This is a genomic window from Streptomyces albidoflavus, from assembly GCF_000719955.1.
Taxonomy (GTDB): domain Bacteria; phylum Actinomycetota; class Actinomycetes; order Streptomycetales; family Streptomycetaceae; genus Streptomyces; species Streptomyces albidoflavus.
The window spans coordinates 1-13,907 of sequence record NZ_JOII01000031.1 but is presented as its reverse complement, the minus strand read 5'-3'; the positions used below and the strand labels follow the sequence as shown (position 1 = coordinate 13,907).

General features: G+C 74.2%; 11 protein-coding genes. 7 read left to right on the top strand and 4 right to left on the bottom strand.

Annotated elements, in window-relative coordinates; genetic code table 11:
• Nucleotides 1-70 precede the first annotated feature (70 nt).
• Nucleotides 71-931, bottom strand: coding sequence for a hypothetical protein (locus tag IF45_RS0125165; protein WP_008404125.1), 861 nt, complete (start codon nt 929-931; stop codon nt 71-73).
• Nucleotides 932-1,276: 345 nt separating this feature from the next.
• On the opposite strand from IF45_RS0125165, the gene IF45_RS0125160 reads away from it, so the two are divergent.
• On the top strand, nt 1,277-2,536 hold the full coding sequence (locus tag IF45_RS0125160) for a cytochrome P450 family protein (protein WP_030309734.1): 1,260 nt from the start codon (nt 1,277-1,279) through the stop codon (nt 2,534-2,536).
• Between the two features lie 594 nt (nt 2,537-3,130).
• Here the strand turns inward: IF45_RS0125160 and IF45_RS0125155 are convergent.
• Together IF45_RS0125155 and IF45_RS0125150 are read right to left on the bottom strand one after the other, a co-directional pair.
• Nucleotides 3,131-6,349 carry a sacsin N-terminal ATP-binding-like domain-containing protein gene (locus IF45_RS0125155; protein ID WP_030309732.1) on the bottom strand — a complete coding sequence of 1,073 codons (3,219 nt, stop codon included), beginning with the start codon at nt 6,347-6,349 and terminating at the stop codon, nt 3,131-3,133.
• Between the two features lie 635 nt (nt 6,350-6,984).
• Entirely contained in the window at nt 6,985-7,845 is an 861-nt protein-coding gene (locus IF45_RS0125150) for a DUF3027 domain-containing protein (protein WP_008406155.1), read from the bottom strand.
• A 411-nt stretch (nt 7,846-8,256) separates the two neighbouring features.
• Between IF45_RS0125150 and IF45_RS0125145 the strand changes: the two genes are divergently transcribed.
• The 4 genes from IF45_RS0125145 (at nt 8,257) to IF45_RS0125130 (ending at nt 11,978) form a co-directional block, all read left to right on the top strand.
• Entirely contained in the window at nt 8,257-9,714 is a 1,458-nt protein-coding gene (locus IF45_RS0125145; protein ID WP_103487895.1) for an MFS transporter, read from the top strand.
• Between the two features lie 29 nt (nt 9,715-9,743).
• Nucleotides 9,744-10,268, top strand: coding sequence for a hypothetical protein (locus IF45_RS0125140; RefSeq protein WP_008415563.1), 525 nt, complete (start codon nt 9,744-9,746; stop codon nt 10,266-10,268).
• Nucleotides 10,269-10,288: 20 nt separating this feature from the next.
• Entirely contained in the window at nt 10,289-11,014 is a 726-nt protein-coding gene (locus IF45_RS0125135; protein WP_008415565.1) for a futalosine hydrolase, read from the top strand.
• Nucleotides 11,015-11,081: 67 nt separating this feature from the next.
• Nucleotides 11,082-11,978: a 1,4-dihydroxy-6-naphtoate synthase gene (locus IF45_RS0125130; protein WP_018469941.1), complete on the top strand. Its 897-nt coding sequence runs from the start codon at nt 11,082-11,084 to the stop codon at nt 11,976-11,978.
• 116 nt (nt 11,979-12,094) lie between these two features.
• Here IF45_RS0125130 and IF45_RS34310 read toward each other — a convergent pair whose 3' ends face one another.
• Nucleotides 12,095-12,478: a cold-shock protein gene (locus IF45_RS34310; protein ID WP_003950021.1), complete on the bottom strand. Its 384-nt coding sequence runs from the start codon at nt 12,476-12,478 to the stop codon at nt 12,095-12,097.
• A gap of 141 nt (nt 12,479-12,619) precedes the next feature.
• Here IF45_RS34310 and IF45_RS0125120 point away from each other — a divergent pair, with 141 nt between their 5' ends.
• Together IF45_RS0125120 and IF45_RS0125115 are read left to right on the top strand one after the other, a co-directional pair.
• A complete protein-coding gene (locus IF45_RS0125120) occupies nt 12,620-12,871 on the top strand; it encodes a hypothetical protein (protein WP_003950020.1) in 252 nt (83 codons plus the stop codon).
• A 275-nt stretch (nt 12,872-13,146) separates the two neighbouring features.
• A complete protein-coding gene (locus IF45_RS0125115; protein WP_008415570.1) occupies nt 13,147-13,890 on the top strand; it encodes a response regulator transcription factor in 744 nt (247 codons plus the stop codon).
• Nucleotides 13,891-13,907: the final 17 nt, after the last annotated feature.

Sequence of the window (13,907 nt, the reverse complement as noted above, 5' to 3'; positions counted from 1 at the left end):
GGCCGCTCCCCCTGACGGTGACGTCGGGGAGAGCGGCCCTCGGTGTTCCAGGCGTTCCGGCTTGCTTCGCCTACTTCACGTCCACGAAGTCGGCCGTGGAGTTGATGGCCGGGGTGGTGGAGGTGCCGGCGAAGCTCCAGCGCCAGTAGCCGTCCGAGGCGGCCTTGACGGTGGTCTTCAGCGCGCCCTTGGAGCCGCTCTTGACCGTCTTGACGGTCGTGTAGCTGGCGGCGCCCTTCTTCTTGAACTGGAGCTTCACCGACTGCTGGGTGTAACCGGCGTACTTCCAGGTGTCCCAGTTGGCGCGGGACAGGGTGCCGTTGACCGTGAGGGTCTTGCCCTTCTTGACCGGCTCCGGCGTGGCGTTCACGACCAGCTTGGAGTAGCGCTGGACGCGGGTCTTGCTGTGCTTGTCGTTCCAGGCGAAGTCGGAGTCGTCGGCGGCCAGGGCACCGACCCCGACGTTCCAGCTGCCCGCCAGGTCGTTGATGAGCTCCCACTGCGGGTCGACCGTGAAGGTCAGCTTGCAGGTGGAGGTGGTGGCGCTGGACGCCTTGCAGGAGGCGTACTCCTCGTTCGGGATGAAGACGCCGTCGGCGGTCTCGTAGGTGGAGCCGTGCCAGAAGTAGGCGTAGGCGTCCCCGATGTTGCTGGCGTGCGAGGCGGTGATGCTGACCGAGAAGGTCTTCGCCTTGGTGGTGCCGAGGACGATGTCCTTGCCGCCGTTGACGGTGACCTTCGAGATCTTCGGCACGGCGGCGGCCTTGAAGCCCTTGCCCTTCGCCGTCGCCTGCTTGCCGAACACCGACTCCGCGGTGGGCACCTGGATCCGCTCGCGGTCGGGTCCCGGGGCGGCCTGGGCGGCGGCGCCGGTGAGAGCGGACAGGGCCAGGGCGCCGCTGACGACGGCAACAGTGGCACGAATACGCATGTGTGTTTCCCCAGTGGAGAAGGGCCCCCCGTGGAGGCCGTCCCCAGACCGCGGCGGTACGGGCCCGCCCGGCCTGTCGAGTCCCATGACTCGACAGACAAGACCACCGGGACATGTGAAGGGTTGTAGGACAGTTCGACTTTTCTGTGAACAGAGGGGGAACGGGGGTTACGCCCCTCCCTGGACCCGGCCCGGCCGCGCACGACGGGCGCACGCCTCGCCCCCGAACGCCCGCCCCCGCGCCCGGAACCGCCACCACCTGCTCTCCGTGCCCCCTGCCCGCGCACCCGAGCCGCCCCCAACTCTGGGGAGCAGCCACGTCGTCCGGCCAAGGAGCTGACCACCATGCCGTCCTCCGCCCCACCGGAACAGGAACCCCTCGTCCTCGACCCCACGGGGGCCGACCTGCACGCCGAACACCGCGCCCTGCACGCCCGAGGCCCGGCCACCCGCGTCGACGTCCTCGGCGTCCCGGCCTGGTCGGTCAGCGACCCGGTCCTCCTCAGAGCCCTGCTGACCAGCCCGGACGTCTCCAAGGACGGGCGGGCCCACTGGCCGGCCTTCGCCGAGACCGTGCAGAGCTGGCCGCTGGCACTCTGGGTCGCGGTACGCAACATGTTCACCTCGTACGGCGCCGACCACCGGCGGCTGCGCCGCATCATCGCGCCCGCGTTCAGCGCCCGGCGGGTCGAGGCGGTGCGGCCCGTGGTGGAGCGGATCACCGCCGGACTGCTCGACGATCTGGCCGCGCTGCCGCCGGACGCGCCCGTCGACCTGCGCGAGAAGCTGGCGTACCCGTTGCCGGTCGCCGTCATCGGCCACCTCATGGGAGTGCCCGAGGAGCGGTATGCCCACTTCCGCGCCGTGGTCGACGGTGTCTTCGACACCACCCTCGGCCGCGAGGAGGCAGCGGCCAACACCGGTGCCCTCTACGTCGTCCTCGACCAGCTCATCGCCACGCGCCGCGCCGAACCCGGCGACGACGCCACCTCGCTGCTGCTCGCCACCCCGGACGAGGAGGGCGCCGAACCGGCCCTCTCCCACGAGGAGTTGCGGGACACGCTGCTGCTGGTGATCAGCGCCGGGTGCGAGACCACGGTCAACGTCATCGACCAGGCCGTGCACGCGCTGCTCACCGTCGACGGCCAGCTCGACCTGGTCCGCTCCGGGCAGGTCGGCTGGGGCGACGTGGTCGAGGAGACCCTGCGTCACGAGAGCGCCGTCAAACACCTGCCCCTGCGGTACGCCGTCCGCGACATCCCGCTCCCCGACGGCCGGACCATCGCCCGCGGCGAGGCCATCCTCGCCTCCTACGCCGCGGCCAACCGGCACCCCGGCTGGCACGATGACGCCGACGTCTTCGACGCCGGGCGCCTCAGCAAGGAGCATCTCGCCTTCGGGCACGGGGTGCACTTCTGTGTGGGGGCGCCGCTGGCGCGGCTGGAGGTCGAGGTGTGCCTGCGCCTGCTCTTCGCCCGCTTTCCAGGGCTTGCCCTGGATTTGCCCGCCGAAGGTCTGCCTCCCTTCCCCTCCCTCATCTCCAACGGGCACCGGAACTTGCCCGTGTGGCTCCACGGGGGCGCCCTCGGCGAGGGGCCTGGCTGATCTGCGGCTGCGCCGCGGCTGGGGGGTGGCTGCGCCGCGGCTTGGCTGTGGCTGCGCCACGGCTTGGCTGTGGCTGCGCCACGGCTTGGGGTGCCAGTTGCTGCCCGTGCCGGTCACGAACTGGCCTCAATCGCCGGCCGGGCTGGGAGGTGGCTGCGCCGCGACTGGGGGTGCCGGTCGTTGCCCGTGCCCGGTCAGGGGTACCTCCTCACAAACTGCCAGGTGCGGGGTCAGTCGCTTCAAGGCGGCCGAGCACGGCAGTTTGCTGCGGGGGCACCCCGGCACGACCCCACACACGGCCGCCTTGAAGCGACTGACCCCGCACCATGCAGTTTGTGAGGAGGTACCCCGGCACGGCCCCACCCCACCCACGCACCGGAGAAACCGCGAACCTGACAGCCCGGCCGGCGATTGAGGCCAGTCAGTGACCGGGCACGGGCAACGACCGGCACCCCCAGACGCGGCGCAGACACGCCCCAGCCCGGCCGGCGTTTGAGGCCAGTCGGGGACCAGGCACAGGCGAAGGCACCCCCAGTCGCGGCGCAGCCGCATCCCGGTCGGAGGCGAGCCGAGCTGAATGGGTGGCGGGTGGGCTCAGTCGAACCAGCGGTCACGCGAGAGTTCGGCCCTACGGGACGGGTCCTCCAGGAGTGCGGCCACCTCGAACCGGCGGGGCCACTGCCCCGCCCCCCAGGCGAGCCCCGCGGCAACCCCCTCCAGGGTGGCGGCATGCAGAACCCCGGAGGCCGTGAGGTGCCAGTCCAGTTCGACCCCGTCGGCGAGGAGTTCGTCGTGCTCCCGGTAGGAGGCGGGAACCCCGTCCCCGAGCAGCTCACGCACAGCCTCCGGCACGGGATGCTCCACCCCCTCCCCGGCCGGGGTGACCCGTACCGCCTCCGACAGCCGCCCCACCTGGAGCAGCTCGGCGAGCCGCGCGGCCAGCGCCGGGGCGACCGGCAGCAGGGGGCGCCCGGCGGCGAAGGGCAGCAGATCGGGAGCGTCGGCGACCAGCGCGTCACGAGCGTCCACGACCGTCACGACGCCGTCGGCCACGGCCCGCAGTTCGTCGGGGAGCGTGACCTCCTCGGGGTCTAGCTCGGCCAGCAGGCCGTAGAGGGCGTGCAGTTGGCGGGCGGAGACCTCGCGGTCCGGGTCGGCGAGGCGGTCCAGGAGTTCGGCAGCGCCGCCGGGCTCGTCGAGCAGGGCGGCGGCAGTGGTGCGTACCCCGAGGGCGCGCAGCACCAGCGCGTCGTCGAAACCGGCGGCGTCCACCTCGTCGTAGAGCCCGGCGAGCAGCGCGTCCCCGGAAGCGGCGCGCAGCCCCGCCGGGCGGCGGCCGTCGAGGACGGGGTGGCCGCGCAGCCACCAGGCGGTGTACGGCCGGACCGACTCGGTGGTGCCGTCGGGGAGCAGGACGCGCACCGGCTGGGTGAGCGCGTCGCGCAGCGGCGGCCGGGAGAGCAGCGCCAGCGCCTCGGGCCAGCGGTCGTCGTCGACGAGGTCGAGGTCGCGGACGGCGGTGATCTCGGTGGCGACCGGCGGGACGGGCCCGTCCGGCAGCTGGTCCAGGACGTCCTCGCACCAGACGTCGACGGCGTCGAGCAGCCCCACGTCGTCCGGTTCGGCGAAGTCGGTGTCGCGCGGCTCCAGTTCGTCCGGGTCGAGGACGACGTCGGTGGCGCGGACCAGGGTGAAGCGGGCCAGGACACCGCAGGCGGCGAGCGGCTGCTCGCCCCAGCGCCCGGCCCACTCCTCGTCCACCGCCGCGAGCTCACCCTCCCGCATGACGGAGGCGAACTCGCCGCCGGGCAGAACCAGTTCACCGGCGGGCGACAGTTCGCCGTCCTCGTCGGGGAGGGCGAGCGCCCCGAGCCAGGGTTCGTCGCCGGGGGCCAGTTCGGCGTCGCGGGCCAGCGTCAGGACCAGCTCCGCCAGCTCCTCGGCGTCGGGGGCGTCGTCGCGCAGCGCGTACCCGTCGCCCTCCAGCGACTCGGCGACGGCCGCGCGCACCTGCGGCGTACGGAGCACGGCGCGCGGCGTCGCGGGCAGCGCGCCCAGCTTCTCCAGCAGCGGGTGGGCGGCCTCCGGATGGGCGACCTTCAGGCCGAGGCGGGCCAGCGCGGCGGGCCGGGGCCCGTCCTCGGCCGGGCCGGGCAGCAGCACCTGGCGCGGGCTGCCCGCCGTGGACCCGGCCGCGAGCGGCACCGGCAGCCCCTGGAGCCGGTCCGGGTCGACCCCGGCGAGGCTGTCGTACAGCCGGTACCACCAGGCCGGCGAACGCTCCACGCCGGCCAGCCGGTCGATCGCCTCTCCCAGCGACAGCCGGCCCACCCCGAGGGTGCGCAGCTCGGCGCGGCGCTCCAGCCCGGCGGGCAGCAGCGTCGGCAGCACCTCGGCGAGGACCCGTACCGTCGCCTCGCCCGCCCCCTCCACCAGCTCCGCCTCGATCGGACGCAGCGCCTCCGGGCGGTCGGCGCGCAGGAGGGGTACGTCGGTGTCGGGCTCCTCGTCCGGCCCGGCCGGGGGCAGGGCTGGCGGGAGGAAGGCCGTACGCGGCAGCAGGTCCAGGACGGCGGCGCGTACGGCCCCGTCGACGGCGGCCAGACCCAGCGGTCCCGGGACCAGGCCGACGGCGGCCGGGCCGACCGGGCGCCAGGCGCCGAGCAGCCCGGCGTACGCCTCGGCGGCGCGGGCCACCAGGAAGTCGGTGAGCGGGCCCGGGGCGACGTGCCGTCGGGCGGTGTCCAGCGGGAACGAGGCGATGAGCAGCGCGGGCACGCCCAGCGGCTCGTCACTGGGCGTGGGGGCGTGGACGACCGGGGCGGTCGCCGGGCGGACCGGGGCGCCCTCGGCATCGACCGGGACTGCCCACACCACCGACCAGTACGGCCGCAGCCGCTCCTCGACCGGGCGGTCGGCCAGGAGGGGGGCGTCCAGGGGGCCGCCGGAGGTCGCGGTACGCCAGCGGCGGGTCTCGGCCGGGGCGCCCGTCGCTCCGCTGCCGCCTGTCGACTCCTCGATGACGACGTACGGCTCTTCGTCGCGGCGGCGCAGGACGCGGGTCGACTCCGGGGTCTCCACCACGATCTCGGTCAGCCCCGGCAGGGCGAGCAGCAGGGCGTCGTCGACGCCCGCCAGCAGGCGTTCGGCCAGGTCCTGGGCGGCCGCGTCGCGCAGGGGGAGGACGACCACCGTGTCGTACCCCTCGGGCGGGATGCCCTCGGCGGGGAACGGGAGCCGCAGCAGGGGGACATGGTCGTCGCGGCGGATCAGCTCGTCGCCGAGGCCGGGGCTGTGGCGGGCCACCTCGCGGGCGGCCTCGCGGGCCTGGGCCAGGTCCCAGCGGACGCCGCCGGTGCGGCTCAGTACGGCCGGTTCGTCGCTGACCGCGAGGACGGCGGCGAAGCCGACGCCGAAGCGGCCGACGCTCGGGCCGGCCCCGGGGGCGGCACCGGTGGCGGTGCCGGTGGCCGGGCGCTTGGCGGACGCCCTGAGCGTCGACAGGGATTCGACGCCGGTGGCGTCGAGGGGGGCGCCCGTGTTGGCGGCGGCCAGGACGTGGGTGCCGGCGCTCTCGTGCAGGGTCAGGCGGAGGCGGCCGTCGGTGCCCGCGCGGGATGCCGCGTCGGCGGCGTTCTGGGCCAGTTCCACGATGAGGCGGTCGCGGTAGCCGCCCAGGGCCAGGTCCTCCTCGGCGTTGGCGTCCTCGCGGAACCTGGCCGGGGAGGCGGCCCATGAGTCCAGCACGGTCCGCCTGCGGCGGGCGGTGCCGAAGGGGTCCTTGCCCTCCTGGGCGGGGGTGGGGTGGGTCACCGTTGCTCCTCGGGAACTTGGCTGCGCCTGCTGATCGGGGGCAAGCCTGCCTCGGGAGCGCGGAGCGCTCCAAATGGGGGCCGCCTTCTGCGGGGCCGTCTGTCCGGCAGGGCCGCTTTTCGGCTGGGCCCGGCTTGCCTGTACCGACTGCATGGTGCGGGGTCAGTCGCTTCAAGGCGGCCGTGTGTGCAGTTTGCTGCGGGGGCACCCCGACCCGTCCCCACCCCACGGTCTCGTACGCGGCGCAGCAAACTGCCGTGCTCGGCCGCCTTGAAGCGACTGACCCCGCACCTGGCAGTTTGTGAGGAGGTACCCCGGTGCGGCCCCGCCCGACCCAACCGGCGAACGCACCGCGAACCCCAATAGCCCGGCCGGCGTTTGAGGCCAATCGGTGACCGGCACGGTCGAGACGGAGCCCGGCAACCAACAGCCCGGCCGGCGATTGAGGCCATCAGTGACCCACAGGGTCACGACGGGCACGCAGGGGCGGAGCCCAGCCACACCGCATCCCAGCCCGGCCGGCGATTGAGGCCAGTCCGTGACCGGGCACGGACACAAGGCACCCCAAGTCGCGGCACAGCCACACCCCAGCCCGGCCGGAGGCCGATGAGCCGGGCCGGCGAGTGAGGCCAGGGCTAGTCGAGCGGCAGCGGGTCGAGGCGGGTTTCGTCGAGGGCGGGGTCCGGGGGGCGGGGAGGCGTAGGCATGACGGCCGCCTCGGAGTGGCCGCCGCAGCCGTAGGCGAGGGAGACGACATGGCCGTCGGCCGGAGAGTAGGCGTTGGCGCAGATCCCGAAGGCCTGCCGAAGCGACCCGGCCAGCGGCAGAAGGAACCCGCAGCTGACACAGGGCGCCGGCGCAGCCTGCGCCATCGCCGACTCGGCCCCGAACTGCGCCTCCCACCGCTCGGCCGCGTCGAGCAGCCCGTACCGCGAGAGCACCCGGGAGCGGCGTAGCCCCAGCTCTTCGGCGACGGAGGCGACGGACCCCCGCTCGGGTGCGAGGGGCAGGTCGGCGGGCGGCCCGGCGGAGAGGGAGGCGTCCTCGGCCTCGACCAGCTCGGCCATGTCGGCGGAGACGGCCGAGTTGGGCGGCGGCTCCTCGTCGGCGATCCAGCCGGGCTCCAGGCGCAGGTCGTCGGCCTCGGTGGGGAGCAGGTCCCCGGGGCCGAGGTCCCCGGGACGGAGCCGCTCGCTCCACGGCACCCACTCGGGTGCGAGAAGGGCGTCGGGCCCGGGCAGCAGCACGGACTCGTCGACGGTGACGTACTTGGCGCGGGAGGCCCGGGCGACGGTGACGGCCCAGCGCCAGCCCCGGTAGCCGGGGTCGTGGCAGGCGAAGTAGTGGGTGGCTACGCGGTCGCCGTCGGCGGTGACGGCGAGGTGCTCGCCGACCACCCCGGGGGCGGCGGTCTCCTCGGCCACACTGCGGGCGAGGTCGACCGCCTCGGCGCACAAGCGGTCGGGGGTGCGGCTTCGCGTTGTCGCTGCGCTCACAGGTATCGCTTCTCTCCTACGCCGTCTCACGAGTCGCATGCGACGGGGACGGGCAGCGGACGGAGCGGACCGATGGGCCGCGTCGACGTCCGCGCCCGATCGTCCAGGGCACGCCTACGCGAACCATTCTGGGGGATCGCGAAGAGGCGCGCGGCCGGGAGTACCGTCGCAGGCGCGTGAGTGCACGCTACCCTCTCGCGGCCCCGTCTCCCACACCGACGTGGGAAGCCGGGCCGCTCAGGGGCGTCGGCGGCGCGTCGTACGGGTGCGGGCGGCCACCCCGGCGAGGGGTGGCGCGGCCCCGCTTCGGCCACAGGGGTTGCTCAGGACACTTCGGGTCATACTCGGCCCGCCAGGGGGCACTATCACCACGTGACCGCCTCAGGCTCGCCGCGCGTGGAGCGCAGCCCGGTGCGCAGGGCCGCCCGGGTTGTGGGCCGCGCGCTGCGGACTCCCGTGACGGGCCCGGCGCGCGGTATCCGCAAGGTGACGCACGCGCAGGGCGCGGGCGAGTCGGGGCTCGGGCGGCTGATCGAGCTGCACGGGGTGAACGGCGCCGGCGACGTGATGATCACGGTGGCGCTGGCCTCGACGGTCTTCTTCTCGGTGCCGACGGACGAGGCACGGGGGCGGGTGGCGCTCTACCTGGCCGTGACGATGCTGCCGTTCACCCTGCTGGCGCCGGTGGTGGGTCCGCTGCTGGACCGGCTGCCGCACGGCCGACGGGCGGCGATGGCCGGGTCGATGCTGGCCCGGGCGGTACTGGCGCTGGTGCTGTCGGGGGCGGTGGCGACGGGAAGCCTGGAGATGTACCCGGCCGCGCTCGGCGTCCTGGTGGCCTCGAAGGCGTACGGGGTGGTGCGCAGTGCCGTGGTGCCCCGGCTCTTGCCGCAAGGGTTCTCGCTGGTCAAAGCCAATTCGCGGGTGACGCTCGGCGGCCTCCTGGCGACCGGGGTGGCGGCGCCGGTCGGGGCGGGGCTCCAGATGATCGGCCCGGGGTGGCCGTTGTACGGGGCGTGTCTCCTCTTCCTCGGCGGCGCGTTCCTCTCGTTCCGGCTGCCGCCGAAGGTCGACTCGGCGCGCGGCGAGCGGCGGGCACTGCTGGCGGCGGACGAGCAGCACCTCGCCGCGGCGGTGGACGCCCGCTGGGACCCGGTGACGACAGACGACAAAACAGACGACAAGACAGACAGCACAGACAACAAGGAGGAAGAGAAGGACAGGGACGGGGAGAGGGGGGAGGGGAAGGGGAAGGAGCGGCGGCGGAAGGGGCCGGGGCTCAGGACGGTCGGGCCGGCGGTGACGCATGCGCTGGCGGCCAATGCCTGTGTGCGGTGCCAGAGCGGGTTCCTCATCTTCTTCCTGGCGTTCCTGCTGCGTGAGCATCCGCTGACGGGGCAGAGCGCGGCGGTGTCGCTGGCGGTGGTCGGTGTGGCGGCGGGGGCGGGGAACGCGCTGGGGACGGCGGTCGGGGCGTGGCTGCGGGCCCGGGCGCCGGAGGTGATCATCGTGACGGTGGTGGGGGCGCTGGTGGCGGTCGCGGTGTCGGCGGCGGTGTTCTTCGGCGCGGCGGTGGTGGCGGTGCTGGGGGCGGTGGCCGGGTTCACCCAGGCGCTGGCCAAGCTGTCGCTGGACGCGCTGATCCAGCGTGATGTCCCGGAGCTGGTGCGGACGTCGGCGTTCGCCCGTTCGGAGACCTTGTTGCAGATGGCGTGGGTGGTGGGCGGCGCGATCGGGATCGCGCTGCCGCTGCGCGGGCCGCTGGGGCTGAGCGTGGGCGCGCTGATCGTGGCACTCGGCTGGCTGACGACCGTACGGGCGCTCCTGGCGTCGGCCAGACGCGGCGCGTCGCACCCCCGCGTGGCGTGACGCTCCAACGGGCCCGATAGCCTTCGCCCATGACATCCCTGCCCCGCGGCGGAGCCGCACGTCAGTTCAGCCCGGCCACGCGCCGCGGGTTCGCCGTCCTCGGCGCGGTGTCCGCCGGCCTGCTCGTCCTGTCCGCCTGCGACAAGCCGACGGCGGTCGCCACCGTCACCATCGGCTCCGACTCGGTGAACTCCGAGGCGACGTGCTGGAACGGCGGCTCCAAGATCGACGAGAAGAAGCTCCAGCAGTGCCTCCAGGACAAGGGTGAGGGCGACTCCGGCGACGGCGCCGAGGTGAAGACCGTGAAGGTCGACACCGAGGCCGACGTCCACATCGGCGTCGACCCGAAGATCGCCGACAAGGGCTGGACGATCCTCATGAACGGCCAGCCGCTGACCGACGCGTCCAACAAGACCTTCCGGACGATCCCCGGCAGCGTCTTCTTCAACCAGCAGTACGGCGCCTCCGGCGACTCCACCGTCCTCTCCATCCTGGAGAACGACGGCAGCTCCGCCACCGGCCTGTGGTCGTTCAAGCTGGAGAAGGAGTCCTGACCCGCCTGCCCACGCCCGCCGTGCGGCTGCTCGTCGCCACCGCTGTCCCGCCCGAGCGGGACGCGGTGGCGCGCGCTTTCGGGGCGCCGGACACTCCGGAGGAGACGGCCCTGCCCGGCGCGGTGCTGCTGCGCACCCCGGGCGCCGACGTACTGGCCGCCGGGGTCGGCCCGGCCGCCGCCGCGAGCGCCACCTCGGCGGCGCTGACGGCGGCCCGGCTCGCGGGCAACCCGTACGACCTCGTCGTCTCGGCCGGGATCGGCGGCGGTTTCGCCGAGCGGGCGCCGGTGGGCGCGGTGGTGGTCGCGGACCGGATCGTCGCGGCCGACCTGGGCGCGGAGACACCGGACGGTTTCGTTCCGGTGACCGGGCTCGGGTTCGGTACGGACGTGCACGTGCCGCCCGCCGCGCTGGTCGAGGCGGCCCGCGAGGCGGGGCTCGTGCCCGGCGCGGTCCTCACCGTCTCCACGGTGACGGGCAGCGCCGACCGCACGGCCGAGCTGCTGGCCCGCCACCCGTCGGCGGTGGCCGAGGCGATGGAGGGCTTCGGTGTGGCGGAGGCGGCCGCCGCGCACGGCGTGCCGGTGCTGGAGATCCGCGCGATCTCCAACGCCATCGGCCCGCGCGACCGTGACGCCTGGCGGATTCCCGCCGCCCTCACCGCGCTGACCTCGGCCTTCGTCCGCCTCGCCCCCGCCGAGGCGGGGAGCCCCTTCGCCCTGGCCCGCGCCCGGCTCGTACCGTGAGCGGTGGCAGGACGCGCGGCACAGGCGGCGCGAGCAGTGACAGCAGCGGCGAAGGCGAGGCGGCGACATGAGTGAGAGCGGTACGGGCGGCGGCGTACAGGGGACGGCCGACGAGGCCGGGCGGCTGAGCATCGCCTACTCCCCCTGCCCCAACGACACCTTCGTCTTCGACGCGGTCGCCCACGGCCGCGTCCCGGGCGCGCCCGCGCTCGACGTGACCTTCGCCGACATCGACCTCACCAACGGCATGGCGGAGCGCGGCGCGTACGACGTCCTCAAGGTCTCGTACGCGGCGCTGCCCTGGCTGCTCGACGAGTACGCCCTGCTGCCGTGCGGCGGGGCGCTCGGCCGGGGGTGCGGCCCGCTGGTGCTGACCCGCGAGGCGTCCCTGCCGGGGGCGCTGGCCGGGCGGACGGTGGCGGTGCCGAGCGAGCGGTCGACGGCGTACCTGCTGTTCCGGCTCTGGGCGGCGGACCAGGTGCCGGGCGGGGTCGGGGAGATCGTGGTGATGCCGTTCCACGAGATCATGCCGGCGGTCCGGGACGGCAAGGTCGACGCGGGCCTGGTCATCCACGAGGCGCGCTTCACCTACCAGAACTACGGCCTTCACAAGCTGGCCGACATGGGCGAGCACTGGGAGGCCACGACGGGCCTGCCGATCCCGCTCGGCGCGATCATCGCCCGCCGCTCACTCGGCGCCGAGCGCCTGACCGCGCTGGCCCAGGCGCTGCGCACCTCGGTCCGGATGGCGTGGGACGACCCCGCCGCCTCCCGCCCGTACGTCCTGGCGCACGCCCAGGAGATGGACGCGGACGTCGCCGACCAGCACATCGGCCTGTACGTCAACGAGTTCACCGCCGACCTCGGGGAGGACGGGTACGCGGCCGTACGCGGCCTGCTGACCCGGGCGGCGGCCGAGGGCCTGGTCCCGCCGCTCGCCCCGGACGCCCTGCGTTTCCCGTAACCGGAACGGAACGGAACTACGGAACGGCTGGAGCACGTACGTCACCACGTACGACGAGACCGCCGGAACATGCTGTTCCGGCGGTCTCGTCGTACGTGGTGAAGGGGGTCGCCCGCTCAGACGTCGAGCTGGTCGGCGACGGCGCGGAGCATGCCGGCGACCTTGGCGCCGGAGGCCCTGTCCGGGTAGCGGCCGCGCTCCAGGCTCCGGCTGACGTTCTCCAGGACGGTGGTGAGGTCCTGGACGATGGAGGCCAGTTCGTCGGGCTTGCGGCGCTGGGCGGCGGCGACCGAGGGCGCCGGGTCGAGGAGCACCACGGAAAGTGCCTGGTCACCGCGTTGCCCGGCGACCACGCCGAACTCCACCCGCTGGCCGGGCTTGAGCGCTTCGACGCCGGCGGGCAGCACGGACGAGTGCACGAAGACGTCGCCGCCGTCGTCGCGGGAGAGGAAGCCGAAGCCCTTCTCGCTGTTGAACCACTTGACCTTGCCAGTCGGCAAAGCACTGTCCCTTCTCGCCCTGCCGCCGTCCGGCCGCAGTGTCCTGGTCACATATCAGGGGGGATGTACCCACGGCGAAGCTATCCCATCCGCTCCACCCCGGCGCGGAGATTACGGGGGCCGGGGAACTACGCTGGACCCGTGTCCGACACCACCCAGCAGACCCCGGCCCCCGGCGACCGCCTCGTGAAGACCGGCGGCATCGTCTTCATCATCGGCGCCCTGGCGACCCTCGTCACCGTCGCGCCCCTCTTCCTCGGCTCCGACCCGTTCCCGACCGCCGCCTACCTGGTCTCCATGCTGATGGGCGTCGGCTTCCTCATCGCGGGAGCCGGGCTGGTCCGCCAGATCGCCGCGCAGCGGCGCGAGACGCGGGCCGCCGTCGAGGGCTGAGCGCCACGTCCCGCCCGGCACGCTCCGGCTCACTTCCGAACGTTCCGGGCGCCCCGCGCGCCCCCTTCCGCGCCCTCCCCCGCTCTCCGGCTCCCGCCGATGATGGGCCCGCCGCCGATCTGCGGCGACCACGGACGCCGCCCGCTCCGCTGGCGGAACCGTTTCGCCTCCCGGACGGCGACGCCCGTCGGCCAAGGCTGAACAGTGACGGCGCCGCGGTTCCGACCCCGGAGCGCGACGCCCCGCTGAGTCTCCGGAAAGCGGAAGGCGGAACGATGTCTCGCGCACAAACGACGGCTCGCGTACAGGTGATCCACAGCTCGGGTGTCCTGCGATCGGCCCTGGTGGCCCTGCTGGAACGCGAAAGGTTCCAGGTCACGGGCGCCCCCGGCTTCACAAGAGCCTCGTCCGGCCCCACCGGCGCACCCGGCACGACCGGCGCTCCCGCCACGGTGACCGTCGTCGACGGCTCCTGTCCCGTGGGAGCGGCCCACCTCGAACGCCGATCCCTGCAAGGCTCCGCCAAGGAACCCACCCACGCCACCCCCGCCCTCGCCGCCGCCCGCCCGGGACTGGGCCTCGCCGGGGCGGGCGCAGAGCGCGCCGGAATCGGCCTCGCCGGAGCGAGCCGGGGGCGCGCGGCCCTGGTGGTGCTGGCCGGCGCGGAACACCCTGGCGTACTCCGGCTCGCCTACGCGGCCGGCGCACTCGGCCTGGTCGACCGCGACGGGCCGGCCAACCACCTGGCCACCGCGATACGGCTGGCCGCCGGGGGCGGGCGGTACGTGGACGACGGGCTCGCGATGAGCCTGCTCCGAGCGATGGACATGCCGCTCTCACCACGCGAGGTGCGGGTGCTGAGCAGGGCCGCGCAGGGGGACTCGGTGGCGGAGATCGCCCGGGGGTTGTGCCTGTCGCACGGGACGGTGCGGAACTACATCGCTTCGGCTACGCGGAAGGTGGGGGCGAGGAACCGGGTGGATGCGATTCGGATCAGCCGGGCGGCGGGGTGGGTTTGAGGGGCTGGGGTTGAGGG